Origin of the sequence: Bradyrhizobium sp. UFLA01-814 (genome assembly GCF_046718885.1) — a bacterium.
GTDB lineage: Bacteria > Pseudomonadota > Alphaproteobacteria > Rhizobiales > Xanthobacteraceae > Bradyrhizobium > Bradyrhizobium elkanii.
This window is the reverse complement of record NZ_JAQOSR010000047.1, coordinates 1-25037: the sequence shown is the minus strand read 5'-3', so window position 1 is coordinate 25037 and position 25037 is coordinate 1. Positions and strand designations below refer to the sequence as shown.

General features: G+C 65.7%; 24 protein-coding genes. 17 read left to right on the top strand and 7 right to left on the bottom strand.

From position 1 onward, the window contains the following. Positions 1-57 precede the first annotated feature (57 nt). The gene (locus PMN64_RS16610; protein WP_155258532.1) at positions 58-786 is read right to left on the bottom strand and encodes a hypothetical protein; all 729 of its coding nucleotides are present in this window, start codon (positions 784-786) and stop codon (positions 58-60) included. Between the two features lie 67 nt (positions 787-853). Continuing rightward, on the bottom strand, positions 854-1402 hold the full coding sequence (locus PMN64_RS16605) for a cupin domain-containing protein (RefSeq protein WP_018273259.1): 549 nt from the start codon (positions 1400-1402) through the stop codon (positions 854-856). Between the two features lie 160 nt (positions 1403-1562). Between PMN64_RS16605 and PMN64_RS16600 the strand changes: the two genes are divergently transcribed. The 3 genes from PMN64_RS16600 to PMN64_RS16590 all read left to right on the top strand — a co-directional run bounded on the left by PMN64_RS16600 (position 1563) and on the right by PMN64_RS16590 (position 4866). Continuing rightward, a complete protein-coding gene (locus tag PMN64_RS16600; protein WP_035631725.1) occupies positions 1563-2891 on the top strand; it encodes an aspartate aminotransferase family protein in 1329 nt (442 codons plus the stop codon). Positions 2892-2997: 106 nt separating this feature from the next. Continuing rightward, a complete protein-coding gene (locus PMN64_RS16595) occupies positions 2998-4263 on the top strand; it encodes a D-amino acid dehydrogenase (protein ID WP_411781398.1) in 1266 nt (421 codons plus the stop codon). A gap of 156 nt (positions 4264-4419) precedes the next feature. Beyond that, entirely contained in the window at positions 4420-4866 is a 447-nt protein-coding gene (locus PMN64_RS16590) for a GNAT family N-acetyltransferase (RefSeq protein ID WP_411781397.1), read from the top strand. Positions 4867-4914: 48 nt separating this feature from the next. Here PMN64_RS16590 and PMN64_RS16585 read toward each other — a convergent pair whose 3' ends face one another. Both PMN64_RS16585 and PMN64_RS16580 read right to left on the bottom strand, forming a co-directional pair. Next, positions 4915-8046, bottom strand: coding sequence for a multidrug efflux RND transporter permease subunit (locus tag PMN64_RS16585; protein ID WP_411781396.1), 3132 nt, complete (start codon positions 8044-8046; stop codon positions 4915-4917). 390 nt (positions 8047-8436) lie between these two features. Next, a complete protein-coding gene (locus PMN64_RS16580; protein WP_411781395.1) occupies positions 8437-8625 on the bottom strand; it encodes a hypothetical protein in 189 nt (62 codons plus the stop codon). Positions 8626-8798: 173 nt separating this feature from the next. Between PMN64_RS16580 and PMN64_RS16575 the strand changes: the two genes are divergently transcribed. From PMN64_RS16575 to PMN64_RS16565, 3 genes are all read left to right on the top strand, one after another. After that, positions 8799-9134, top strand: coding sequence for a hypothetical protein (locus PMN64_RS16575; RefSeq protein WP_411781394.1), 336 nt, complete (start codon positions 8799-8801; stop codon positions 9132-9134). 389 nt (positions 9135-9523) lie between these two features. Continuing rightward, positions 9524-9967: a hypothetical protein gene (locus PMN64_RS16570; protein ID WP_411781393.1), complete on the top strand. Its 444-nt coding sequence runs from the start codon at positions 9524-9526 to the stop codon at positions 9965-9967. Positions 9968-10003: 36 nt separating this feature from the next. After that, on the top strand, positions 10004-10192 hold the full coding sequence (locus PMN64_RS16565) for a hypothetical protein (RefSeq protein ID WP_411781392.1): 189 nt from the start codon (positions 10004-10006) through the stop codon (positions 10190-10192). Between the two features lie 44 nt (positions 10193-10236). Here PMN64_RS16565 and PMN64_RS16560 read toward each other — a convergent pair whose 3' ends face one another. Then, entirely contained in the window at positions 10237-10881 is a 645-nt protein-coding gene (locus PMN64_RS16560) for a TetR/AcrR family transcriptional regulator (protein ID WP_411781391.1), read from the bottom strand. Between the two features lie 153 nt (positions 10882-11034). On the opposite strand from PMN64_RS16560, the gene PMN64_RS16555 reads away from it, so the two are divergent. From PMN64_RS16555 to PMN64_RS16545, 3 genes are read left to right on the top strand one after another with little or no spacing between them, the layout of a single operon-like run. After that, positions 11035-11532 (top strand): (2Fe-2S)-binding protein, encoded by a 498-nt coding sequence (locus PMN64_RS16555; protein ID WP_411781390.1) that lies wholly within the window; start codon positions 11035-11037, stop codon positions 11530-11532. After that, positions 11529-12575 carry an FAD binding domain-containing protein gene (locus tag PMN64_RS16550; protein WP_411781389.1) on the top strand — a complete coding sequence of 349 codons (1047 nt, stop codon included), beginning with the start codon at positions 11529-11531 and terminating at the stop codon, positions 12573-12575. The genes PMN64_RS16555 and PMN64_RS16550 overlap by 4 nt, the downstream gene beginning before the upstream one ends. A 3-nt stretch (positions 12576-12578) precedes the next feature. After that, positions 12579-14846, top strand: coding sequence for a xanthine dehydrogenase family protein molybdopterin-binding subunit (locus tag PMN64_RS16545; RefSeq protein ID WP_411781388.1), 2268 nt, complete (start codon positions 12579-12581; stop codon positions 14844-14846). Positions 14847-15047: 201 nt separating this feature from the next. On the opposite strand, the gene PMN64_RS16540 is transcribed toward PMN64_RS16545, so the two are convergent. After that, positions 15048-15695 carry a cupin domain-containing protein gene (locus PMN64_RS16540; RefSeq protein ID WP_038377710.1) on the bottom strand — a complete coding sequence of 216 codons (648 nt, stop codon included), beginning with the start codon at positions 15693-15695 and terminating at the stop codon, positions 15048-15050. Positions 15696-15877: 182 nt separating this feature from the next. Here PMN64_RS16540 and PMN64_RS16535 point away from each other — a divergent pair, with 182 nt between their 5' ends. From PMN64_RS16535 to PMN64_RS16505, 7 genes are all read left to right on the top strand, one after another. Continuing rightward, positions 15878-16645, top strand: coding sequence for an ABC transporter substrate-binding protein (locus PMN64_RS16535; protein ID WP_411781387.1), 768 nt, complete (start codon positions 15878-15880; stop codon positions 16643-16645). Between the two features lie 168 nt (positions 16646-16813). Continuing rightward, positions 16814-17467, top strand: a complete 654-nt coding sequence (locus PMN64_RS16530; RefSeq protein ID WP_028341235.1) for an amino acid ABC transporter permease — start codon at positions 16814-16816, stop codon at positions 17465-17467. Continuing rightward, positions 17464-18195, top strand: a complete 732-nt coding sequence (locus PMN64_RS16525) for an amino acid ABC transporter ATP-binding protein (protein WP_038382842.1) — start codon at positions 17464-17466, stop codon at positions 18193-18195. Before PMN64_RS16530 ends, PMN64_RS16525 begins: the two co-directional genes overlap by 4 nt. 194 nt (positions 18196-18389) lie before the next feature. After that, the gene (locus tag PMN64_RS16520) at positions 18390-19682 is read left to right on the top strand and encodes an NAD(P)/FAD-dependent oxidoreductase (protein ID WP_411781386.1); all 1293 of its coding nucleotides are present in this window, start codon (positions 18390-18392) and stop codon (positions 19680-19682) included. An 80-nt stretch (positions 19683-19762) separates the two neighbouring features. Beyond that, positions 19763-22993, top strand: coding sequence for an AAA family ATPase (locus tag PMN64_RS16515; protein ID WP_411781385.1), 3231 nt, complete (start codon positions 19763-19765; stop codon positions 22991-22993). A 47-nt stretch (positions 22994-23040) separates the two neighbouring features. Beyond that, positions 23041-23535 carry a hypothetical protein gene (locus PMN64_RS16510; RefSeq protein ID WP_411781384.1) on the top strand — a complete coding sequence of 165 codons (495 nt, stop codon included), beginning with the start codon at positions 23041-23043 and terminating at the stop codon, positions 23533-23535. Between the two features lie 7 nt (positions 23536-23542). Next, positions 23543-24241: a class I SAM-dependent methyltransferase gene (locus PMN64_RS16505; RefSeq protein WP_411781383.1), complete on the top strand. Its 699-nt coding sequence runs from the start codon at positions 23543-23545 to the stop codon at positions 24239-24241. Between the two features lie 12 nt (positions 24242-24253). On the opposite strand, the gene PMN64_RS16500 is transcribed toward PMN64_RS16505, so the two are convergent. Continuing rightward, positions 24254-24655, bottom strand: coding sequence for a PaaI family thioesterase (locus PMN64_RS16500; protein ID WP_411781382.1), 402 nt, complete (start codon positions 24653-24655; stop codon positions 24254-24256). Positions 24656-24838: 183 nt separating this feature from the next. Here PMN64_RS16500 and PMN64_RS16495 point away from each other — a divergent pair. Further along, a partial coding sequence (locus PMN64_RS16495) for a hypothetical protein (protein WP_411781381.1) occupies positions 24839-25037 on the top strand: 199 nt, incomplete at its 3' end.

Genomic DNA, 25037 nt, shown 5'->3' with positions numbered 1-25037 from the left:
TGTTGTCTTGACGCGTTTTCGTCACGCGAACCGGTATCCACGTCGCCTGAAGACGCTCTATCTGATCGAGCCCTTGAAATTGTCGATGTCCGGCGAGGGCCGGGCGGGAAACAGCCGCGCGGTCGAGGAATTGTCGAGCCGGCGCTTGCATTTCGCTTCGTCGGCGTCCTTGTTCTCGATGCCGCCCTTGTTCGAGTAGCGCTTCTTCGCGAACAAATCGTCCTGCCGGTTGACGATCAGCATGGCGTGATCGCGCTCGAGCGTGTCCGGGTTCTTGCGCTGCTCGTCGGAGCGAAACGTGTCGCCGACGATCTTGCCCGTCATCTCGTAGTCGCAGCCGGCCTTCCAGTCGCCCTGGTCCCACTTCCATCCGGTCGCCTTCACGGCGCCGTTGCTCTCGGTGGTGATCTTGATGATGGCGTTATGGGCGAGCCGGATGCCGGCAAGCCCGCCGCGCTTGTCGTCAAAGCCTTCGAGCAGCGCCAGGCGTTCGCGCTGTAATCCGTCGACGTGGTCGCGGGCATCGACGGTGAAGTGAGCCTGGGAGCTCTGCTTGTTCCAAGCCGGGTGCAGGAATTCCGGATATTGCTGCGCCTGGCTCTTCACCCAGCTGCGCTGGTCGTCGATCAGCGCGCGCCGCGTCGCCTCGTCGAGGTGCGGCTGCAACGCCTTCGCGGTCGGCGCGCTGCTTGATGCGAGCAGGAAATCGTCCATCGCAACGGACGGGCCGGACGCAAGGACCGCGATGGCTGCGACGGCGGCCGCAAGCCGTGGAGAGCAAGGCATCGACGTCACCCGCGCGGCCGCGCCATGCGGCCCCTGCGGCTTGGGTCGCCCGCCGCGCGCGCCGGGTTCAAAATGTCGGCGGCGTGCAGGCCGAGATCACCTCGCACGGCTTGGCGCCGATGCAGCGGAAGCGGTGCGGGCGGCGGCTTTCGAAGTAATAGGCGTCGCCGGCGTTGAGCACCCGCCGCTCGTCGTCGACCGTGACCTCGAGCCGGCCCGAGACCACGATGCCGCCTTCCTCGCCCTCATGCACCAGCGGCACCCGGCCGGTGTCGCTGCCGGGCTCGTAGCGCTCTTTGAGGATCTGCAACGCCCGGCCGAACAGACTGTCGCCGATTTGCAGGTAGGAGATCGGCTTCTTGCCGATCTCGGTCAGCTCGTCGGCGCGATAGAACGCCTTGCGCGGCCGCTCGGGCTCGATCGCGAAGAATTCGGCGAGCCCCATCGGAATCCCGTCGAGGATGCGCTTGAGGGCGCCGACCGACGGGTTCATCTGGTTGGATTCGATCAGCGAAATCGTCGAATTGGTCACGCCGGAGCGCTTGGCGAGCTCGCGCTGCGACAGCTTGTGTCGCGCGCGGATGAATCGAAGCCGACCGCCGATGTCGACGCTCATGACAGTTCCTTTGGCAAATCCCTGTTGCAGGTGTTGCGGATCGAACAAATATTGGCAGAGCCCCTCAACAAGATCAATGGCTTGCGGTGCGGCAGAAAAGGACTTGTTGAGTGCCTGGAAGAGTGGTCCGACTAGCATCAGTCAGCAATGGAGCGCCGCCGTGACCGTTCATCAGATTCCGAACACCATCAAGACCGACTCGTTCTGGATGCCATTCACGGCCAATCGGCAGTTCAAGAAGGCGCCGCGGCTGTTCTCCTCCGCCAAGGGCATGTACTACACCTCGGTCGACGGCCGACAGGTGATCGACGGCTCCGCCGGTCTGTGGTGCGTCAACGCCGGCCACGGCCGCCCGCAGATCGCGGCCGCGGTCGAACGGCAGCTGTCGACGCTGGACTTCGCGCCTTCGTTCAACATGGGCCACCCGCTGGCGTTCGATTTCGCCGAGCGGCTCGCCGAGATCGCCCCGAAGGGGCTGGATCGCGTCTTCTTCACTAATTCGGGCTCTGAATCGGTCGATACCGCGCTGAAGATCGCGCTGGCCTATCACCGCGCCGCCGGCCAGCCGAGCCGCACCCGTTTGATCGGCCGCGAGCGCGGCTATCACGGCGTCGGCTTCGGCGGCATGTCGGTCGGCGGCATGGTCGCCAACCGCCGCCAGTTCGCGACCCATCTGCCCGGCGTCGACCACATCCGTCATACCCATGATCTCGCCCGCAACGCCTTCGCCAAGGATCAGCCGGAGCACGGCGCCGAACTCGCCGACGATGTCGAGCGGATGGTGGCGCTGCATGGCGCCGACACCATCGCAGCGGTGATCGTCGAGCCGGTGCCGGGTTCGACCGCGGTGCTGCCGGCGCCGAAGGGCTATCTGCAGCGGCTGCGCGAGCTCTGCACCAAGCACGGCATCCTCCTGATCTTCGACGAGGTCATCACCGGCTTCGGCCGCCTCGGCACCCCGTTCGCCGCCAACTTCTACGGCGTGACGCCCGACATGATGACGACCGCGAAGGGCATCACCAACGGCACCGTGCCGTGCGGCGCGGTGTTCACCAGCCGCCAGATCCACGACGGGCTGATGGTTGGCCCGGACAACGCCATGGAGCTGTTCCACGGCTACACCTATTCGGCGCATCCGGTGGCCTGCGCGGCGGGTCTTGCCACGCTCGACATCTACAAGGACGAAGCTCTGCTGACCCGCGGCGCCTCGCTCGCCGACTACTGGCGCGATGCCCTGCATTCGCTGAAGGGCTTGCCGAACGTGGTCGACATCCGCAACCAGGGCCTGATGGGTGCGGTCGAAGTCGCGCCGCGCGATGGTGTCGTCGGCGCGCGCGGCTACGACATCATGGTCGATTGCTTCAACCGCGGCCTCTACTTCCGCATGAGCGGCGACTCGCTGGCATTGTCGCCGCCCTTGATCGTCGAGAAGTCGCATATCGACGACATCGTCTCGATCCTCGGCGACTCCATCAAGCGCGTGGCCTGATAATTGCTAGCTATATCTTAGCTGGCTCTACAAATTGCTGTCGCCGTTGCGGAGCAGACTGGTTTCGCAGCGGCGATTGCGTTTTCGCTGCAGGATGTGAGGAAAAGTGAAGGTCCTAGTTCTCGGCAGTGGCGTGATCGGCGTCACCTCTGCCTATTACCTTGCGCGCGCCGGCCACGAGGTGACGGTGATCGACCGTCAGCCGAAGCCCGCGCTGGAAACCTCCTTTGCCAATGCCGGCGAAGTGTCGCCCGGCTACTCATCGCCCTGGGCCGGCCCCGGCGTGCCGGTCAAGGCGGTGAAGTGGCTGTTGATGAAGCACGGCCCGCTGGTGATCCGCCCCAAGCTCGATCCCGTGATGTGGCTCTGGCTCTTGAAGATGCTGCGCAACTGCACCACGGCGCGCTACGCGGTGAACAAGAGCCGGATGATCCCGATCGCGGAATACAGCCGCGACTGCCTGCAGGCGCTGCGCAGCGAGATCGGCATCCGCTATGACGAGCGTGCGCGCGGCACGCTGCAGCTGTTTCGCGAGCAGGCGCAGCTCGATCACACCGGCGACGATATCGCTGTGCTGAAGCAGTACGGCGTGCCGTTCGAGGTGCTGGGCCGCGAGGGCTGCATCGCCGCCGAGCCCGCGCTGGCCGGCGTGAAGGAAAAGTTCGCCGGCGGCCTGCGGCTGCCGCATGACGAGACCGGCGACTGCCACATGTTCACGCAGGCCCTGGCGCTGGAAGCCGAGAAGCTCGGCGTGCGCTTCAACTTCAATGTCGGCATCGACGGGTTGAATGCGGACACGACGCGGATCACCGGCGTCGCGACCAGCGCCGGGATGATGAAGGCGGACGCCTATGTGCTGGCGCTCGGCAGCTACTCGCCAATTCTGCTGCGGCCGCTCGGCATCTCGCTGCCGGTCTATCCGGTGAAGGGCTATTCGATCACCGTGCCGGTCAAGGACGCGTCCGGCGCGCCTGAATCGACCGTGATGGACGAGAGCTACAAGGTCGCGATCACCCGGCTCGGCGATCGCATCCGGGTCGGCGGCACCGCCGAGATCTCGGGCTATTCGACCAAACTCTACGCCGCGCGGCGCGCGACGCTGGACCATTCGCTGACCGATCTGTTTCCGCGCGGCGGCGACCTGCCCAAGGCCACCTTCTGGTGCGGGCTGCGCCCGATGACGCCGGACGGCCCGCCGGTGATTGGCGCCACGCGCTTTGCCAATCTCCACCTCAACACCGGCCACGGCACGCTCGGCTGGACGATGGCCTGCGGCTCCGGGCGGGTGCTGGCGGACATGCTTTCGGGGAAGAAGCCCGAGATCGACACCAAGGAGCTGTCGATCAAGCGCTACGACCACCGGTTCGGCTAGAGCGCTTTCGAGCGAAGTTTCGTAGCCCGGATGAGCGCAAGCGATATCCGGGTCTTTGTCCCGCATGTCGCTTTCGCTCATGCGGGCTACGCGGCTTCGGTTCTGATTCAATCAGAACCGAGAATGCTCTAGCGACTTGATCGAAGGAACGCGCCAATGCCGATGCAGCGGATGCCTACCGAATACGAGATATCAGCCGATCCGCACCGCCTGGACGTCGAGGTCATTCACACGTTTCTGGCGAAGGATAGCTATTGGGCGCGGGGCATTCCGAGATCGACCGTGCAGCGGGCGATCGAGAATTCGCTCTGCTTTGGCATCTATCATGGCGCCGCACAGGTTGGCTTCGCGCGCATCGTCACCGACAGGTCGACCTTCGCATTGCTTGCCGACGTGTTCATCCTCGAGGCGCATCGCGGCAAGGGGCTGTCCAAATGGCTGATGCGTTGCGTTGTCGAGCATGAAGACCTCCAGGGCCTGAGGCGCTTCCTGCTCGCGACCTCGGACGCCCATGGACTGTATCGCCAATTCGGGTTCGAGGCGCTCGGTAACCCGTCGCGCTTCATGGAGATCGTCCGGCCGGATATCTACCGCTCGGCTTGACCGCCTCGTCAGTGCGGTTGCGATCGCGGGTTCGAGCCCGGTCCGGGGTTATTCGGCGGCGTTCTTCACGGGCGGTTCGACATCGTCGTCTCGCTTCGTTGCCGTCCAGTTCGACAGCGCATTCGAGAATCGGTCGAGATAGAGATACACGACCGGCGTCGTGAACAGCGTGAGCGCCTGGCTCACGATCAGGCCGCCGACCATCGCATAGCCGAGCGGCTGACGGATTTCCGATCCCGTTCCGGTGCCCAGCATCAGCGGGACGCCACCGAGCAGCGCCGCCATTGTCGTCATCATGATCGGGCGGAAGCGCAGCAGGGCTGCCTTCCGGATCGATTCACGCGGCGACAGATGCTCCTCGCGTTCGGCGGCGATCGCGAAGTCGACCATCATGATGCCGTTCTTCTTCACGATCCCGATCAGGAGGATGATGCCGATCAGCGCGATCAGGCTGAAATCGAATCCGAACGCCATCAGGATCGCCAGCGCGCCGACCCCGGCCGATGGCAGCGTGGACAGGATCGTGAGCGGATGGATGTAGCTTTCATAGAGCACGCCGAGGATCAGGTAGACCACGACCAGCGCGGCCAGGATCAGCAGCGGCACCGAGCTTAGTGATTGCTGGAAGGCCTGCGCGGTGCCCTGGAAACTCGAGCTGAGCGTGGCTGGAGCACCGAGATCGGCGACGGCGTTCTGGATCGCATCGGTGGCCTGGCCGAGCGCCACCCCTTGCGCGAGGTTGAAGCTGATCGTGGTCGCAGGAAACTGTCCCTGGTGCGCGATCGCGAGCGGGCGCACCGGAATCGTGGTCCACTTGCAGAACACGGAGAGCGGCACCTCGTCCCCCGTGGTCGGCGACTTGATGTAGATCTTGTTGAGCGTGTCGAGCTTGCCCTGCAATTCGGGGAGGATCTCCAGGATGACGTGATAGCTGTTGAGCTGGGTGAAGTATTGGGTCACCTGGCGCTGGCCGAACGCGTCGTACAGCGTGTCGTCGATCAGTTGCGGCTGGATGCCGAAGCGCGACGCGGTGTCGCGATCGATGGTCAGCGTCAGCGTCGTTCCCTCGGTCTGCTGGTCGGTGGCGACGTCGCGCAGTTCCGGCAGCGTCTTCATCCTGGCCAGAATCTTCGGCGCCCATTCGTTCAGCTCGTCGAGCTTGGCGTCCTGCAGCGTGTATTCGAACTGCGTCCGCGTCGCGCGGCCGCCCAGCCGGACGTCCTGGGACGCCTGCATGTAGAGGCGTGCTCCCTCGACCGCCTCGAGCTTCGGCCGCAGCCGCGCGATGATCTGCTGCGCGCTCGCGTCGCGCTCCTCGCGCGGCTTCAGCGTGATGTACATGCGACCCGAATTCAGCGCGGTGCCGCCACCGCCGATGAACTCGGCCATGCTCTCCACCGCGGGATCGGCCCGAACGATCCTGCTGAGTTCTTCCTGATGCCGCTCCATGTCGGCGAAAGAGATATCCTGGGCCATCTCCGACACGGCGTTGAGGAAGCCATTGTCCTGTTGCGGGAAGAATCCCTTCGGAATGATCACGAACAGATAGACCGACAGAGCGACCGTCGCGAAGAAGATGCAGAGCGTGGTCCGGCTCCAGCTCAGCGCCAGGTCGAGGCCACGTTGATAGCCATGCAGCATCCTGTCGAATGCCGCCTCGCTCCATAGGTAGAGCCGGCCGTGCTTCGTCTCGCCACGCGCGCGCAGGAAGCGCGATGCCATCATCGGCGTCAGCGTCAGCGACACCACCAGGGAGACGAAGATCGCCATCGCCAGGGTCACGGCAAATTCGCGGAACAGCCGGCCGATCACGCCACCCATCAGCAGCAGCGGGATCAGCACCGCGACCAGCGAGATGCTGATCGACAGGATGGTAAAACCGATCTCGCCGGCGCCCTGCAGTGCCGCGGCAAGCGGCCGCGCGCCCTGCTCGACGTACCGCGTGATGTTTTCCAGCATCACGATGGCGTCGTCGACCACGAAGCCGACGGCGATCGTCAGTGCCATCAGCGAAAGGTTGTCGAGCGTGTAGCCGAACACCCACATCAGCGCGCAGGCGCCGAGCAGCGCGAGCGGCACGGTCACGGCGGGAATTACCGTGGCCCAGAAGCTGCGCAGGAACAGGAAGATCACCATGACGACCAGAACGATGGTGATGAGCAGCGTGATCTGCACGTCCTCGACCGCGGCGCGGATGGTCAATGTCCGGTCGCTGATGATCTTGATCCTGATGGCGGGCGGAATGGCGGCAACCAGCCTTGGAAGCTGCTCCTTGATCCTGTCGACCGTTCCGATGACGTTGGCGCCGGGTTGCTTGAAGATGACGAGGAACACGCCGCGCTTGCCGTCCGCCCAGGCGACCCGCTTCATGTCCTCCGGCCCGGCGACGGCCTGGCCGATGTCGCGAATCCGCAACGGGCCGCCGTTGCGGTAGGCGATGATCACGTCATTCCAGTCCTTGGCGTCCAGCAGCTGATCGTTGGCGTAGATCGTGTAGGCGCGGCTCGTGCCGTCGATGTTGCCCTTCGGACTGTCGACCGTCGTGATCGCGATCTGGCTGCGGATATCTTCCAGCGAGAGCCCCTTGGCGACCAGCTTGGCGGGATCGATCTGCACGCGAATCGACGGCTTCTGCTGCCCGCCGATGAACACCTGGGCGACGCCCGAAATCTGACTGATCTGCTGCCCGAGCTGGGCGTCGACCGCATCGCTCACGGTGATGAGCGGCAGGGTGTCCGAGGTCGCCGACAGCAGCAGGATCGGCGAGTCCGCCGGGTTGACCTTGCGATAGGTCGGCGGCGTCGGCAGGTTCTTGGGCAACTGACCGCCTGCGGCATTGATCGCCGCCTGAATGTCGTTGGCGGCGCCGTCGATGCTGCGGTTCAGATCAAACTGAATGGTGACTGCGGTCGACCCGAGCGAACTCGTCGAGGTCATCTGGGCAATGCCCGGAATCTGCGCGAATTGCCGCTCCAGCGGCTGCGCAACCGAGGAGGCCATGGTTTCGGGGCTGGCGCCGGGCAGACTTGCGGAGATCTGGATGGTCGGAAAGTCGACTTGCGGCAGCGGCGCGACCGGCAGCAGGGGATAGGCGACCATTCCGACGAACAGAATGCCGGCCATCAGCAGCGAGGTGCCGATCGGGTAGCGGATAAACCGAGATGAGATGCTCTCGTTCATTTCTGCGATCCAAATGAACGGCAGGCGCATCTTTTCCCGAATGTCGGGAGTCGTCCTCGAAAGCTCGAGCGCGAACGCGCGTTTTCCTCGCCATGGCCGATCGGCAGATCGCGGAGTTTGCCTCCGCGTCTACCTGTTTTTTGCCAGCATAATCATTCCGGAGCACGGCGCGCGAATGGAAACGTCGGATCGCGCATTCGACGTTCGTTCAATGGCCGGAATTCGCGTGTCGTTATCGCCGCTTGGGAAGCGCCAAACTTGTCCCTGGCGTGGAATATATCGTAGGACGACATATTATTGCGCGCCCGGTTGGCTCGACGCCACCAAGTGCGTCATGATCATTCACGCACGGCTTCGGGCTGCTCGGTGCAACTTGCTCGTGCAACGGTCCTAGGCGATGTCGAACTCGTCCTGCATCGCCGTCACGGTGGCGCGAAGCTCTCTTTCCTTTGCCTCATCCAGCGCGGTCTCGCGCGTGCCGCCAAGATCCCAGCTTGGCGTATAGCCCTTGAGCCGGATCAGCTTCAGGCCTGTGACACCGGATCGTCTTTCCAGTTCGGCCGTGATCTCGTGCTGCATTTGAAGTGTCTTCAAGCGGGGAGCACCTCCCGAACGTTCGTTCTCCGGCCTAACAAGGCCGGCCAGTTCAAGTTCCTCGCGCCGCGCGGAACGCCGCTCCATCCTGCGGCGATGGCTTAGGAACGCCCGCCTTGCGGAGCACGTTGCTCGTCCGAACCAGGAAAGGATTTCACATGAAGAAACTGGCAACGATCGGTCTCGCTGCGGCGATGATGCTGCCGACTTCGTTCGCCTTCGCGCAGGGGGGCGGCGGCGCCGGTGGCGGATCGGCGGGCGGTGCGAGCGCGGGAACGGGCAGTTCGGGTACGGGAACCGGTACCGGAGGCACCACCGGCATGGGCCAGGGCTCGGGAATGAGCAATCCGCCCGGCAGCACGACCGGCAACATGAACAACCCGGGCACCTCGACGCCGAATTACTCGACCGACCCCAACAACAATTCCGCGACAGGGAGCGGGACGTCGAACCTGCCCGGCAACAACAGCGGAACGCGGACCAATCCGCGATGATCGCGGAAGCCCCGCCTCAGCGCGGGGTTTTCGTTATACGCGCGATGGCCCAATGAAAAAGCCCGGCACGATGGCCGGGCTGGATCGCGAGTATAAACAGATATGTATGTACCAGGCTTGGCAATGCGACGATCTAACCGAATGCCGATCTGATCGTCTGTGCACTTTAGCACACTGGCGCGGCCTCCTTGTTCGACTCACGCCGCGTCATCGGCCGCCGCCATCGCATCCGGCCGCGGGCTTATACGGCTCATATGCCGCGGAGCCCGCAGCGCTCTCGAATTCATATCCCGCCCTGAAGATATTGAGCCCGATGCAAGTGCTCCCGCGGACGCCAGGCCGCCGAGGCCCGGCCGGACGCGCGTGAGCGAACGGGAACAGGTGATGTCATGTCTTCGCTTCAGATTGCTATCGGCGACCGGATCATCGAGCCGATGATCGCGCTTGCCGGCTGCACGACGCAACAGCGCATCGTCGTGGCCGGCACGAGGAGCATGGAATTGATGTTCGAGCTGCAGCGGCGCGGCTATGCGCGCGCTGCGGCGTCGGGCAATTGCGGCCGCCCGGCCGGTCAGTACGACGTTGCGCTGGTCGATTGGCGGCGGCGCACGCTTCTCGCACTCGAGCCGGCGTTGGACTGGTTGACGAATGTCCTCAGCGCCCGCGCGGTGCTGGTAGTGTGGGTCGATGCACAGAAGGCCTCGGCCAGCCAAAGCCTGCGGGCGTCGCTGGAGCGGCGCGGCTTCGTCGTCGAGCAGGGCATCGTGCATCAATGCGGCTGCGCGCTGTCGGCGCGGCGGTCGCAAGCCCATCCGCTGCAGCTGGCGGCGTGACGCGCTTATCGCGGCTTATTGCGAAGGGAAATCACCATGTCCAAGGTGCGACGCGCCGTGATCCGCGAATGGATGTTGCTGGCGCGCGAGAAGCGGCAATCCAGCGAGCAGGCATCGGCCTTCGCGGCGTCGGCGCTGCAGCGGCATGACTTGCCGCACAGCAGCCGGCGAACACCGCATGCAATCATCATGCGTTGGCTGCTGCCACGGACCGGACGTCCTTGAGCGGCGGCCGCCGCTTCGCTCACCGCGGGCTACGATGGCTACGGTCAGCGTGACGGCTTTGGGTTGGCTTTCTTCGCAGGCTTTGCCGTTGTGCCGACCGGCTGCACCCGCAGGCCGTCCACGAACACGTCCAGCAGCCGCAGCGCGGTGGTCTGCCAGCCGGGCTGGTCGTGCATGTAGCACATGCCGATCAGCGCGCGCAGCACGTCCTCGGCGCTGATGTCGCCGCGGATCGCGCCGGCCGCGACCGCGCGCGCGAGCAGGGTGCCGATCGCCTTGGTCAGGCGGTCGAACGAATAGGCATGCAACTCGGTCGAGCCGTGCGCGACCAGCGCCAGTGCCGCGACCATGCCCTTCTTGGTGGCGACGAATTCCACATTGGCGCGCAGCCAGCGCCGCAGCGCGTCGACCGGCTCGGGCGCGCATTGCAGTTGCTCGGCCAGGTCGCCCAGCTGCTCGACCTCGCGGCGATAGACCGCCTCATACAGCGCCTCGCGGGTCGGAAAATGGCGATACAGCGTGCCGATGCCGACGCCGGCATGGCGCGCCACCGCCTCGAGGCTCGCCTCGCTGCCGCCGGCCGAGAACACGGCCTTGGCCGCTTCCAGCACGCGCTCGCGATTGCGCACGGCGTCGGCGCGGGGCTTGCGTGCAATTTCTGGTGATCGACCGGCCATTAGTTTTTTCATTGGCTTTTTCTTTTCACCCTCCCTTGTAAACGGAGGATGCCTCCGTATATGGCGACCAGCACCGGGCCTGACAAGGCGCGCCGATCCCGCATCGGCGGCCACGGGCTTCCGTTGCCTCGATTCAACCCGACCATACACGGATCGGAGCCCTGCATGAATCTTCCACTCAGCCTCACCATCAACGGTGTTCGCCGGGAAATTGCCCTCGACGACCCCCGCGTGACCCTGCTCGACCTGTTGCGCGAGCGCCTCGATCTCACCGGCACCAAGAAGGGATGCGACCGCGGCCAGTGCGGCGCGTGCACCGTCCTGGTCGACGGCCGCCGCATCAATTCCTGCCTCGCGCTTGCCGTCAGCCACGACGGCGCCGAGATCACAACCATCGAAGGCATCGCGCGCGGCGACCAGCTGCATCCGGTGCAGGCCGCCTTCATCGCCCATGACGGCTTCCAGTGCGGCTTCTGCACGCCGGGCCAGATCATGAGCGGCATCGGCCTGATCCAGGAAGGCCAGGCCGGCGACGATCCGGAGCGCGTGCGCGAATGCATGAGCGGCAATCTGTGCCGCTGCGGGGCCTATCAAGGAATCACCGAGGCCGTGCTCGAGGCGCAGGCCGACATCAACGCGACCAAGCAGAGGCGCTCCGCATGATGAACTTCGACTATGTCAGGCCGGCCAGCGTCGCGGACGCGATCGCGGCGGCATCCGAAAAGGGCGCGAGCTATCTCGCCTCCGGCACCAATCTGCTCGACCTGATGAAGGGCGGCGTCAGTCGGCCGAGCCTTCTCGTCGACGTCACGCGTCTGCCGGGGCTCGACCGCATCGAGCATCCGGCCGACGGCGGCTTGCGGATCGGCGCGCTGGTGCGCAATGCCGATCTCGCGCATGACACCGGGTTCGCGCGCAACTATCCGGCGGTCGCCGAGGCGTTGCTGTCGGGCGCGTCCGCCCAGCTGCGCAATGCTGCGACCGTCGGCGGCAATCTGATGCAGCGAACGCGCTGCGCCTATTTCTACGACGCCGGCAGCGCCTGTAACCGGCGCTGGCCGGGCGCCGGCTGCGACGCGCTGAAGGGCGACAACCGCCTGCACGCGGTGCTTGGCTGGAGCGAGGGCTGCATCGCGACCCATCCGTCGGATTTCTGCGTGCCGCTGGTCGCGTTCGACGCCGTCGTCGAGATCGAGGGCAAGACCGGCCGGCGCGAGCTGCCGCTCGAGGCGCTGCACCGTCTGCCGGGCGAGACGCCGGAGCGCGAGACCGCGCTGGAGCGCGGCGACCTGATCGTCGCGCTGCGGCTGCCGGCCGAAGCGCAAGGCTTCTCCGGGCATGCCCGCTACATCAAGGTGCGCGAGCGCACGTCCTATGCGTTCGCCGTGGTCGCGGCTGCGGCCGGCTTGCGCATCGAGGATGGAAAAATCCGCGAGGCGCGGCTTGCGCTCGGCGGCGTCGCGGCAAAGCCGTGGCGGGCGCGCGAGGCCGAACAGGTGCTCGTCGGCCGCACGCTGGATGCGGCTAGCTATCGCGAGGCAGCGCGCGCGGCGCTCGCGGGCGCAAAACCGTCCGGCGACAACGCCTTCAAGATCGAGCTCGCGCAGCGCATCGTCGTGCGCGCGCTCACCCTTGCTGCCGCAGGCACGCCGGATCGCATTCCCGCGCTGCCGGGCTCTCCCTTCTCATCCGTTGCAGGAGCGTAACGCATGACGGCTGAACTCAATCTGACCCGCGACCCCGCGCATGTCCGGCACGGCTCGAATATCGGCCAGCCGCTGACCCGCACCGACGGCACGCTGAAGGTGACCGGCAAGGCCCGCTATGCCGCGGACAATCATCCGCCCGGCATGGTCTATGCCGTGATCGCGACCAGCTGCATCGCGCGCGGCCGCGTCACCGCGCTCGACGTCGCTGCCGCCAGGCGCCACCCCGGCGTCCTCGACGTGATGACGCCGGCGCACAAGCCGGAGCTTGCGGAAGACCCCGACGCCAAGGGTAATCCGTTCGCCTTCCGCATGGAGCTCCTGCAGAGCGACGAGGTGCGCTACGCCAACCAGGCGATCGCGGTCGTGATCGCCGAGACGCTAGAGGCCGCCACCGAAGGCGCGGCACTGCTGTCGCCGCGCTATCAGGTCGAGATCGCGCGCGTCGGTCTCGACGCCGGCGAGGCCTATGCGCCGCCGGTGGTCGGCATCGGCAATCCCGCCGAGGTCCGCCACGGCGATATCGATGCGGGCCTTGCCGCGGCATCGAAGCGGATCGACGCAACTTACGAGACGCCGGCGCAGTATCACAACGCGATGGAGCCGCACGCCATCGTCGCGGTGTGGGACGGCGATCGCCTGTTCCTCGATACGCCGAGCCAGGGCATGGCGATGGCGCAGACGCGGATCGGCGGCCTGTTCGGCATTCCGCCCGGCAATATCCACATCAACAGCCCGTTCCTCGGCGGCGGCTTCGGCTCCAAGGGCCTGGTCTCCGGGCCGCAGGTGCTCGGCATCATGGCGGCGAAGCTGGTCGGACGTCCGGTCAAGCTGGTGCTGCGGCGGAGCCAGATGTACGGCCCGGTCGGCCATCGTCCGCAGACCCGCCAGCGCATCCGGATCGGCACCGACGATGCCGGCCTGCTGACCGCGCTCGATCACGAGGCGCGCGTCACGACGTCGAGCTTCGACGATTTCTACGAGCCGGCGGCGGACGCCTCGCATACGCTCTATGCGAGCCCGGCGATCCGCACCGCGCATGAGGCGGTGCGCGTCGACACCGGCACGCCGCTGTTCATGCGCGCGCCGGGCGAGGCCACCGGATCGATCGCGCTGGAGAGCGCGATCGACGAGGCGGCGTTCGCCTGCGGCATCGATCCCCTGGAATTCCGGCTGAAGAACTACGCCGAGGTCGAGCCGACCACCGGCAAGCCGTTTTCCTCCAAGGCGCTGCGGCAGTGCTATGCCAAGGCGGCCGAACGCTTCGGCTGGGCGGGACGTCCGCTGCAGCCCAAGCAGATGCGTGACGAGAATGGCTTCCTGGTCGGCTGGGGCATGGGCACCGCGACCTTCCCGGCGCTGATGTTCCAGGGCAATGCCCGCGCCGTGATCCGCGCCGACGGACGCGGCGTGATGGAGAGCGGCGCGCATGACATGGGGCAGGGCGCCTGGACCGCGCTCACGCAAATCTCGGCCGACGCGCTCGCGCTCGACCTCGAGCAGATCTCGTTCCTGTCGGGTACGTCGGACCTGCCGGATGCCGGCATCGCCGGCGGCTCGGCGCACACTGCAACGGTCGGTGCTGCGATCCACAATGCCGGGGCGGCTGTGATCGCAAAACTCGCCGAGCTTGCGACCTCCGATGAGCGCTCGCCGCTGTTCGGCGCCGGCAATACCGGCGTGGTGGCGCGGGCCGGGCGGCTCCATCGCCGCGACGATGACGCGCGCAGCGAAAGCTACGCCGAGATCCTGGCGCGCGCCGGCGTTGCCGAGGTCGAGGCCTCCGGCACGGGTGCGGCCGATCCGGCGGCGCAATCGCAATATGCGATGCATGCGCATGGCGCTGTCTTTGCCGAGGTGAAGGTCGATCCGGATCTCGGCCAGATCCGCGCCACGCGGCTGGTCGGCGCGTTCGCCGCAGGGCGCATCATCAATCCGTTGATGGTGCAGAGCCAGCTGCGCGGCGGCATGATCTGGGGCCTTTCCTTCGCGCTGCACGAGGAGGCGGTGATGGACAAGAGGTCCGGCCGCATCCTGAACGCGAACCTTGCCGAGTATCATGTGCCCGTGAATGCCGACGTGCCGCCGATGGAGGTGATCACGGTCGACGAGCACGATCCCCATGTGAACCCGCTCGGCATCAAGGGCGTCGGCGAGATCGGCATCACCGGCAGCGCCGGCGCCGTCGCCAACGCCGTCTTCCACGCCACCGGCATCCGCGTGCGGAATTTCCCGATCAAGATCGAGGAAGTGGTGATGGGGCTGAGGTGATGCGTCTTGACGTGAGGGCTCCGTAATAGCAAGTGTCGTCCCGGCGAAAGCCGGGACCCATAACCACAGGGTCGTGTTGTTTTAAGAAGGCTACGGCCCCAGCGTCGCGCAACAACTCCCATTAGTGGTAATGGGTCCCGGCCTTCGCCGGGACGACGCAGGATGGCCTTCGCCGGGACGACGAGTGGAGAGAGTGGGGCCTCACCCCGCCGCCGTCACGCAGTTCACCCACAGCACCACGGCCTTGGCATCGCGTGCCGGGTTGGAAAACCGGTGCGGGCGGCGGCTGGCGAAGCGGAAGCTGTCGCCTTCTTTCAGCGTCCAGGTCTCCGTGTCCACCGTCAGCGTCATCTCGCCCTGGAGCACGAGGCCGGCCTCTTCGCCATCGTGGGTATAGAACTCGTCGCCGGTGTTGCCGCCGGGCTCGAGATGCACCAGGAACAGATTGAGCCGGCTCTCGCTGCCGGCGGGACTCAGCAGTTGCTTTGAAATTCCGGTGCGCCACAGCTTCAGCTCGGCGCGCTGCACCTCGCGGGTCACGACGCCGCCGGCGCCGTCATCCTTCGGCGTCGCGCCGAACAGCGCGGCGATGCCGACGCCGAGCACGTCGGCCAATGTCGCCAGCACGCGCAGCGAGGGCGACGACAGGCCGCGCTCGATCTGGCTGATGAAGCCGATCGACAAGTCGGTGCGCGCGGCGACCACCTCCAGCGACATCTCCTTACTGCGGCGCAGGTCGCGGATGCGGCGCCCGACCGCGAGATCCATCGCGGGCTCGGCCGGCTTGCTGGCCGGCTTTCTGGCGGCGCGGCGTGCCGTTGCGGGCTTCGCTGCCGCGCCTTTACGCATTCTCTTGCCGCCGCTCACGTCAATCCGCTTCCTTCATGTGCATGAAAACCGCTTGCATTGGCCGCGGTTTCGTGACCACAATTTCATATTGGTGAAAATAGGCCGGAACGGCGTCGCCCGCAACCAAAAGCGCGAAACGCGCGGGCGATGCGGCGCCAAGGCCAGCTTCGGGAGGTGTTGCGATGTCGTTTCAGCGTCTCGTCCAGGCCGCGGTGGCGGCGCTTGCCCTTGCCTTGAGCGCGCCGTCAGGGGCGCAGCAGGTGCTCAAGGTCGGCTCGACCCCGACCGGCATTCCCTTCACCTTCCTCGACACCAAGACCAATTCGATCCAGGGCATCATGGTCGATCTCGCCACCGAGATCGGCAAGGATGCCGGCTTTACCGTGCAGATCGAGCCGATGCAGTTCTCGGCGCTGATCCCTTCGCTGACCGCGAACAAGATCGACATCATCGCCGCTGCGATGTTCGCCACCGCCGCGCGCAAGGAGGTGATCGACTTCTCCGAGCCGGTCTACACCTATGGCGAGGGCCTCGTGGTGCCGAAGGCCGACACCAAGGCCTATGCCTCGCAGGAGGATCTGAAGGGCACCGTGGTCGGCGCCCAGGTCGGCACTGCCTTTGTCGATGCGCTGAAGAAGACCGGGCTGTTCAGCGAGGTCAAGGTCTACGATACCATTCCCGACATCCTGCGCGACGTGAATGCGAGCCGCCTCAGGGCCGGCTTCGCCGACTATCCGATCCTCGCCTACAATCTGCAGCAGGGCAATTTCGCCGACGTGCGGCTGGTCGACGGCTACAAGCCGGTCACCGTCGGCACGGTCGCGATCGGCGTCCGCAAGAGCGACACCGAGCTGCTCGCGAAGATCAACGCCTCACTCGGGAAGCTGAAGGCCAACGGCACAATCGCGAAGATCCTGGAGAAATGGGGCCAGAAGGGCGGCGCTTCCTGAGCGTGCGCCCCGGGGTGATCCGTCATCCTGAGGAGCGGCGTCTTCGCCGCGTCTCGAAGGATGCACGGCCCGGCTGGTGGCCGTCGACCCTTCGAGACGCGCTACGCGCTCCTCAGGGTGACGGGAACAATATTCGAGCGTGTGTCGGGACTGGATACGTTTGAGCCGATGCAAAAATTCTTCCATGACGCCGTCGAGTTCGTGCCGATCCTGCTGCAGGGTGTCTGGCTGACCATCGTCGTCACCGTCGGCTCGCTGGTCCTTTCGACAGTGCTCGGGCTGGTGTGGGCCTTGATGCGGGTGTCCGGGATCGGCTTCCTGGTCGGCCTCAGCGCCTCGCTGATCAACGTGATCCGCGGCATCCCGATCATCGTGCTGCTGTTCTACATCTATTTCGTGATGCCCGATTTCGGCATCGCGCTATCGGCGCTGCAGGCCGCGATCATCGGGCTCGGCATTGCCTATTCGGCCTATCAGGCGGAAAATTTCCGCGCCGGCATCGAGGCGATCGACAAGGGGCAGATCGAGGCGGCGCAGACCATCGGGATGGGCTGGTGGCTCACCATGCGCCGCGTGGTGCTGCCACAGGCGGTCAGGATCATTCTGCCGCCCTACGGCAACATCATGATCATGATGCTGAAGGATTCCTCGCAGGCGTCCACCATCACGGTCGCCGAGCTGGCGCTGCAGGGCAAGCTGATCGCCTCCTCGACCTTCAAGAACACCAGCGTGTTCACGCTGGTGGCGCTGATGTACCTCACCATGAGCATTCCGCTCATCCTGCTGGTTCGGCACTTCGAGAACAAGGCGAACCGCAAATGATCGAGCTGCGTGACGTCCACAAGAGTTTTGGCAAGGTCGAGGTGCTGAAGGGCATCACCGCCTCCGTCGCCAAGAGCGAGGTGGTCTGCATCATCGGCCCGTCCGGCTCCGGCAAGTCGACCATCCTGCGCTGCATCAACGGGCTCGAGAGCTACGATCGCGGCGAGATCAGCGTCGAGGGCGCGCGCGTCGATAGCAATGACCGCTCGATCGTGGCGATCCGCACCCAGGTCTCGATGGTGTTCCAGCGCTTCAACCTGTTCCCGCACCGCACCGCGCTCGAGAACGTCATCGAGGGGCCGCTTTATGTGAAGAGGGAGCCGCGCGAGCAGGCGGTCGCCCGCGGCCGCGCGCTGCTCGCGCAGGTCGGGCTCGCCGACAAGGCCGAGGTGCATCCGCCAAAACTCTCCGGCGGCCAGCAGCAGCGCGTCGCGATCGCGCGGGCGCTGGCGATGCAGCCGAAGGCGATCCTGTTCGACGAGCCGACCTCCGCGCTCGATCCCGAACTGGTCGGCGAGGTGCTGTCGGTGATGCGCAAGCTCGCCGACGACGGCATGACCATGGTTGTCGTCACCCATGAAATGGGCTTTGCCCGCGACGTCGCCGACCGCGTGCTGTTTATCGACGGCGGCGTCATCGTCGAGCAGGGCGCCGCCAAATCCGTCCTCAACCAACCCCAGCACCCGCGCACCCAGGATTTCCTGCGCCGCGTGCTGCATCCGCTGTGATCGGTTCATGATGCCGCTTGGTCAGGCCGTTTCAGCATCGACGGTCCACCTCTCCCCTTGTGGGAGAGGTCGGATTGCATCGTTAGATGCAATCCGGGTGAGGGGTTGCGCTCTCTCGTGGGACCTGAACCCCTCACCCGGCGCTGCGCGCCGACCTCTCCCCGACGGGGAGAGGTGAAATACGAGTTCCTCCCATGACCACACTCACCCGCCTGCCGCTGCCACCGAGCCTCTATGCCGACACCGCGGTGGAGGCGACGCCGACGCCTCAGCTGACATCGGACAAGAGCGTGCCGGTCGCGATCATCGGCGGCGGCTTTACCGGCCTGTCGACCGCGCTGCACCTCGCCGAGCAGGGCGTGCCGGCGACCGTGCTGGAAGCGCAGGAGCCGGGCTGGGGCGCCTCCGGCAATAATGGCGGGCAGACCAATCCCGGGCTGAAGCACGACCCCGACCAGATCGAAGCGGATTTCGGCGCCGATCTCGGCCGCCGCATGATCGAACTTTCCTACGGCAGCACCAACTTCACGCATGATTTGATCCGCCGCTACCAGATCCCCTGCGAGGCCCGGCAGAACGGCACGCTGCGCGCCGCCTACAACGAAGCCAGCGCGGCGGCGATCGAGACCACGGCAAAGCAATGCATCCGGCGCGGCATGCCGGTGAAGCTGCTCGACGCCGCCGAGATGCGGGCGGTGACCGGCAGCGACCGTTACCTCTGCGCCATGCTGGATGCGCGCGGCGGCGACCTGCATCCGCTGAGCTATGCGCGGGGTCTTGCGCGCGCCGCGATCGGGGCCGGCGTTGCCGTCCATGGCGAGACCCCGGCGCTGTCGCTCCGCCGCGACGGCGGCCGGTGGCGGATCGCGACCCCGCGCGCGGTCGTGCATGCCGACAAGGTGCTGCTCGCGACCAACGGCTTTACCGACGATCTCTGGCCGGCGCTCCGCCGCAGCATCGTGCCGGTGTTCTCGTCGATCGCGGCGACCGCGCCGCTGTCCGAGGCGATCGCGCGCGCGATCATGCCGACCCGGCCGGTGCTCTATGAAAGCGGCAACATCACGGTCTATTACCGCATCGACCAGCACAATCGGCTCTTGATGGGCGGCCGCGGCCCGATGCGCTGGATCAGCAAGCCGACCGACGTCGCCTATCTGATCCGCTACGCCGAGCGGCTGTGGCCGCAGCTCAAAGGCGTGCGCTGGACCCACGGCTGGAACAGCCGCCTTGCCATCACCGCCGATCACTACCCGCATGTCCATGAGCCCGCGGAGAATTTGCTGATCTCGCTCGGCTGCAACGGCCGCGGCGTCGCGCTCTCGACCGCGATGGGCGCAGAGCTGGCCCGCCGCCTGATCGGCGGCCCCAAGGCCGAGATCGACATGCCCGTGACCGGTATCAAACCGATCCCGATGCACGCCTTCTGGCGGGTCGGCGTCACCACGGCGGTGCTGACCGGCCGGGTGCGGGACCGGCTCGGTGTGTGAGGCATTTAACACAATTACAGAATGTGCTGGGCTAATCTCGCGCGTCGGATATATTCGCAGTCTTTACTGAAAGGCTGTTCATGCAGTGCGAGCGATGCGGCCGCGCAAACCGGGCTGGCAACGATTATTGTGAAGATTGCGGTGCGCCGTTAGGCCTCAAATGTGACTCCTGTCAGCATGTGAACGGGCCCTCCAGCCGCTTCTGCGGCCGCTGCGGCACCGCGCTCGCCGCGGGCAGCGTCCGTCCCGATGCGCCCTCGCAGCGGCTGCTTCGTTCGCTCAGCACCAAGGGCGGCGAACGCAAGAACCTCACTCTGCTGTTTGCCGATATCCGCAACTCGACCAATCTGATCGACAGCCTCGGCGATCCCGAGCTCGGCATGCGGCGGCTGGAGCCGGTGCTCGACCTGATGAAGGAGGCCGTCCACCGCTACGACGGCATCGTCAACAAGATCCAGGGCGACGGCGTCATGGCGCTGTTCGGCGCGCCGCCGCGCCCGCATGAAGACCATGCGGTCCGCGGCTGTCTCGCCGCGCTCGCCATGCAGGATTCGGTGGCCAGGCTGGCCGATCCCGGCATGCAGATCCGGGTCGGGCTGCACACCGGCGAAGTCGTCGTTCAGACGGTGGAAAACACAATCTACCAGACCTACGACGCCGCCGGCGCCAACGTCCATATCGCCAACCGGATGGAGCAGATGGCCGATGAGGGGACGATCCTCATCACGCGGGACACCTATCTCGGCGCCAGGCAATTCGTCGAGGTCGTGCCGCTCGGCATGCAGACCATTCGCGGCATCTCGATGCCGGTGGAGGTCTTCAAGCTGACCGGGCTGCTCAGCGCGCCCGCCAGCGACGTTTTCCGCAGCGGCCGCCGCCTGACCTCGATGGTCAACCGGACCGAGCAGATGGCGGCGCTGGAGCATGAGCTGTCGCGTGCGGTTGCCGGCGACGGCCGGGTCGTCGGCATGGTCGGCGATGCCGGCATCGGCAAGAGCCGGCTTTGCTTCGAGTTCGCCGAAAATTGCCGCCGCAAGGGCATTCGCGTCTACGAGGCGCGCGTGCTGGCGCATGGCCGCGCAACACCGTTCCAGCCCGTGCTCGAGCTGCTGCGCGACATCTTCGGCATCCGTGTCAAGGAGCCGATCGAGACATCCCGGCGTCGCGTCATCGACCGCTTTGCCGAGATGGCCGCGTCGGAGCAGGAGCTGCTGGTGCTGCTCGAATTTCTCGGGCTTGCCGATCCGGAGCATCCGGCCCCGAAGCTCGATCCGCGCGCGCTGCGGCTGCAGCTGCTCGATCTCGTTCGAACGCTGGTGCATGCGCGCCCCGGGGACACGCCGGCGGTCGTCATGATCGAGGACCTGCACTGGATCGATGCCGCGAGCGAAGAGTTCGTCGAGACGCTGGTCGATGCCATCGTCGGCACCGCGACGTTCCTGGTGGTCAATTTCAGGCCGGGCTTCACGGCACCTTTCATGCAGCGGTCTCACTACCGTCAGATCGCCATCCCGCCGCTGCCGTGGTCCGATTCGAACGAGCTGTTGCGCGAGCATTTCGGCAGGCATCCCTCGCTGGCCTCGCTGAGCAGCAATGTCATTGAACGCGCGCAGGGCAATCCGTTCTTCATCGAGGAGCTTGCCAACACCGTCGTGGAGCGCGGCAATGTCGAGGGCGAACGCGGCAACTACCGGCTCAAGCATGGCGTCGATGCGGTGCCGTTGCCCGCAACGGTGCAGGCCGTCGTGGCCGCCCGCATCGATCACCTGGAGGATATCGCCAAGCAGGTGCTCGAGACGGCGGCGGTGATCGGCCGGCTGGTCGCGATGTCGGTGCTGCGTCCGGTCGCGGCGCTGCCGAACGACGATTTGCAGAACGCCATCGCGCAGCTCCGCCAGGCCGAGCTGCTGTACGACCTGCCGCCCTACGACAAGGGACTGCTGGCGTTTCGCCATCCATTGATCCAGGAGGTCGCCTATGCAACGCAGTTGCGGTCGCGGCTGACCACGCTGCATGCGACCGTCGCCAAGGCCATCGAGGGCTTCGACTGGGGCAAGCTCGACGAGTTTGCCGGGCTGCTCGCCTATCACTACGAGGCCGCGGGCCAGCCGCTGGAGGCCGTCACCCATTTGCAGCGTGCGGCGCGCTGGATCGGCAAGACCAACTCCGCCGAGGCAATGAAAAGCTGGAAAAAGGTTCGCGCCCTACTGCAGGACCAGCCTCCGTCCGAATATGTCGACCGGCTGCGGGCGATGTCGAGCGGCCAGATCCTCAACTTCGGCTGGCGTGAGGGCATGTCCGCCGAAGAGGTCAAGCCCTACGCCGAAGAGGCGATCAAATACGCACGCGCGGCGGACCCGGTGCACGAGCCGATCCTGCTCGGCGCCTACGGCAGGATCCTGGCCGCGACCGCGGCGGCCGACGACTATGTCAATCTCGTGCAGGACGCCTTGAAGCTCACTTCCGGCACCGGGGACGTCGGACGGTTTGCGACGGTCAATGCCATGCTGAGCCAGGCGTTCTTCCTGTCGGGTCGTCTTGCCGAGGCGCTCGACGCCGGGCAGGTGGCGGTTGCCGCGATTGCCGAGCAGGGCGGTTTTCACAACAACGTCACACTCGGTCTCAACCCGAACCAGATTCTCGGCTTCGACGTCGAGCACTGGATCAGGTGTCTCGGCACCAGAATTCTGGTGCGGCTCGGCCGGTTTGACGAGGCCGAGCGGCGGATCGCCGAGGTCCTGCGGGCCGAGCCGGAGCGCTTCGCCGCCGTCGTGCAGTTCATTCCGCATTTTGCGATGGTGGAGATGGGCTGGAGCCGCGGCCGGCCGGAACTCGCCAAGCCGCATGCGGCGAGGATCGCCGAATTGGCCGAGCAGTCCGGCACGCCCTATCTGCGGGTCGCGGCGCTCGCCAGCGCCGGCCTCGCCAGCGGCGCCGCAGGCGACTTCAAGGTTGCCGCCGCCCAGCTTCAGGAAGCGATCGACTTTGCGCGCTCTGCGCGAGCCGGCCTCGAATTCGAGGCCCGCATGCTGGCGGATCTGGCCGAAGCGCTCTATCGCGCCGCCGACCACCATGCGGCCCTGCAAGCGGTGGACGAGGCGCTGATGGTCGCGCGGCGAAGGACCGATCGCGTCGCCGAGCTGCACGCGACCGTGCTGCGCGGCCTGATCATTTGCGCCTTGGGCAGCACGTCACATGATGAGCTTGACGAGATTGTCGGCGGCGCTCAGAATTTGCTCGACGTCTCGGGGGCAGTCTACTTCACACCACAACTCGATCAGCTTCGATTGCATCTTGAGCGACGCCGCTAGACGCGGCGATTTTTCATTTCTGGAAACAAGGTATTGAGGGGGTTCTAATGGGACGGATGATTCAAGACGATACGACGCGCGGTGTTCTGGATCTGCTGAACAAGCGGTTTGGTCCCGGCGGGATCATGGAGATGGTCGAGCTGCAAAAGGAGTTCGACATCTTCTCTCCCAATCATCCCCTCGAGCAGTCGTTCCGGCTGATCGGGATCGAGCCGGCCGACCGGATCGAACGGAAGCGCTGGTACACCTTCCTCGGCACACTGAAGGACTATCCTTCCGATCAGCCCAATGTGAGCGGATACAAGCGGGTGGTCCAGGCGTTCCGCCAGGCGCTCACGCAGAATCCGTATCTGCCGGTGCTGGTTAGCGTTCACGCCATGAAGGAAAATCCGAAGGTGACGTTTGCGGCCGATGGCCACACGCCGCTGATCTACTCGACCCAGTCGTATCGGGTTCTGTCGATCCCGACCAAGCCAAGCCAGGTCGCCCGCAAGGAGCTTGCTGCGATGGCAAAGCAGCGGCGGGCCAAAGCCAAGAAGTGAGCAAGACGTGAGCATCGCGGCGGAGGCCGCAGGTTTCGGCGCCGAAGGCGACCGGACGCGGTTCTCCGACCTCTATGCCGATGTCGAATCCTACTACAGCGCGCGGGTCGCCAAATACGGCGCCACCCCGCGCGGGGCGGACTGGTCGTGCCAGGCCACCCAGGACCTCCGCTTCGTCCAGTTGCTGAAGCTCTGCGACTTCTCCGCACCGTTCAGCCTGAACGATATCGGCTGCGGATACGGCGCGCTGTGCGCCTATCTCGCAAGGCGCCATCCGCAAGCGGAGATCGATTATCTCGGGATCGATCTGTCGCTCGCCATGATCAGCCGCGCGCGCCGCCGTTTCTCGGCGCCGGGCCGCCGCTTCAAGGTCGGCAGGGGCAGCCCGCGCCGCGCGACCTATTCGGTCGCGAGCGGCATCATGAATGTCGATGTCGGCGGCTGCCGCCGATCCTGGGAGGCGTTCGTCGCCGAGATGCTGGCCGACCTGCGCCGCGCCAGCCTGCGCGGCTTCAGCGTCAACTTCGTCACCGGGGAGGCGGACCCCACGGCAGCCGCCAATGCGGTGCCGGTGCAGCAACTCTACTGCACGAGGCCCGAGCCGTGGATCCAGTATTGCGAACGCGAGCTTGGCTGCACGGTCGAGACCGTCGACGGCTACGGAATGAACGAAGTCACCCTGCTGGCGCGATGCAGGGATTGCTGATAGGGCTGCGGACTATCGCTTGTCCAGAATCCGCAACTCGGCCGTGGCGCTGGCGACCGTCACATCGTTGGCGTCGATCAGATCGGCTTCCACGATCATGTCGCGGTCGGTCTGCGAGATGACCTTCGCCTTGGCCGTGATCGGGCCGATGCGCGCCGGTTTGAGAAACCGCGTGGTGAGGGTCTTCGTCACGACGGTCCGCGTTGCGGGCAGCGCTGCGAGCGCGCCGAGGCCCGTCGCTGAATCCAGCATCGCGGCAAGGAAACCGCCCTGGATCGTTCCATGACGGTTGGTGAACAAGGGTTGCGCCTCGAAGCGGATTGTGGCGATTTCACCGTCGAAGCCCAGCCACTCGCGTCCAAGAAGTTGCGCGCCGGGCGGCATTTCTGCGCTTGCTTCACTCAAGCCGGTCACCGCAATTGTTGTCGGTCCAAATGTATCAGCCCGTTCGGGTCATGCAATAAACTCAGTGTCGTCCCGGCGAAGGCCGGGACCCATAACCACAAATGGTCATTGTTGAACGACGCTGGAACGACGAGCCCTTTTCACAACACCCGCCGCGGAGTATGGGTCCCTGCTTTCGCAGGGACGACGGCGGTGGATGTGGCATGCGCGGGTGATGACACCGCATTGTTTGAACATCTTGGATTGCGAACCATCCCCATCGTCGTCCTGGCGAAAGCCAGGACCCATTACCCCGAATCTCAATTGTTGCACGCGCTGCAGCCGCGATCCCGTTCATCGCCGATTGCGGTGGTCATGGGTCCCTGCTCCCGTGCGCAATTGCGCACTAGGC

Coding starts and splice junctions, on each gene's coding strand:
- PMN64_RS16565 (WP_411781392.1), top strand. CDS start 10,004: ATGTCCAAGGTGCGACGCGCCGTGATCCGCGAATGGATGTTGCTGGCG.
- PMN64_RS16605 (WP_018273259.1), bottom strand. CDS start 1,402: ATGAGCGTCGACATCGGCGGTCGGCTTCGATTCATCCGCGCGCGACAC.
- PMN64_RS16610 (WP_155258532.1), bottom strand. CDS start 786: ATGCCTTGCTCTCCACGGCTTGCGGCCGCCGTCGCAGCCATCGCGGTC.
- PMN64_RS16520 (WP_411781386.1), top strand. CDS start 18,390: ATGACCACACTCACCCGCCTGCCGCTGCCACCGAGCCTCTATGCCGAC.
- PMN64_RS16570 (WP_411781393.1), top strand. CDS start 9,524: ATGTCTTCGCTTCAGATTGCTATCGGCGACCGGATCATCGAGCCGATG.
- PMN64_RS16585 (WP_411781396.1), bottom strand. CDS start 8,046: ATGAACGAGAGCATCTCATCTCGGTTTATCCGCTACCCGATCGGCACC.
- PMN64_RS16555 (WP_411781390.1), top strand. CDS start 11,035: ATGAATCTTCCACTCAGCCTCACCATCAACGGTGTTCGCCGGGAAATT.
- PMN64_RS16580 (WP_411781395.1), bottom strand. CDS start 8,625: ATGCAGCACGAGATCACGGCCGAACTGGAAAGACGATCCGGTGTCACA.
- PMN64_RS16560 (WP_411781391.1), bottom strand. CDS start 10,881: ATGAAAAAACTAATGGCCGGTCGATCACCAGAAATTGCACGCAAGCCC.
- PMN64_RS16515 (WP_411781385.1), top strand. CDS start 19,763: ATGCAGTGCGAGCGATGCGGCCGCGCAAACCGGGCTGGCAACGATTAT.
- PMN64_RS16535 (WP_411781387.1), top strand. CDS start 15,878: ATGTCGTTTCAGCGTCTCGTCCAGGCCGCGGTGGCGGCGCTTGCCCTT.
- PMN64_RS16550 (WP_411781389.1), top strand. CDS start 11,529: ATGATGAACTTCGACTATGTCAGGCCGGCCAGCGTCGCGGACGCGATC.
- PMN64_RS16545 (WP_411781388.1), top strand. CDS start 12,579: ATGACGGCTGAACTCAATCTGACCCGCGACCCCGCGCATGTCCGGCAC.
- PMN64_RS16540 (WP_038377710.1), bottom strand. CDS start 15,695: ATGCGTAAAGGCGCGGCAGCGAAGCCCGCAACGGCACGCCGCGCCGCC.
- PMN64_RS16530 (WP_028341235.1), top strand. CDS start 16,814: ATGCAAAAATTCTTCCATGACGCCGTCGAGTTCGTGCCGATCCTGCTG.
- PMN64_RS16510 (WP_411781384.1), top strand. CDS start 23,041: ATGGGACGGATGATTCAAGACGATACGACGCGCGGTGTTCTGGATCTG.
- PMN64_RS16525 (WP_038382842.1), top strand. CDS start 17,464: ATGATCGAGCTGCGTGACGTCCACAAGAGTTTTGGCAAGGTCGAGGTG.
- PMN64_RS16590 (WP_411781397.1), top strand. CDS start 4,420: ATGCCGATGCAGCGGATGCCTACCGAATACGAGATATCAGCCGATCCG.
- PMN64_RS16575 (WP_411781394.1), top strand. CDS start 8,799: ATGAAGAAACTGGCAACGATCGGTCTCGCTGCGGCGATGATGCTGCCG.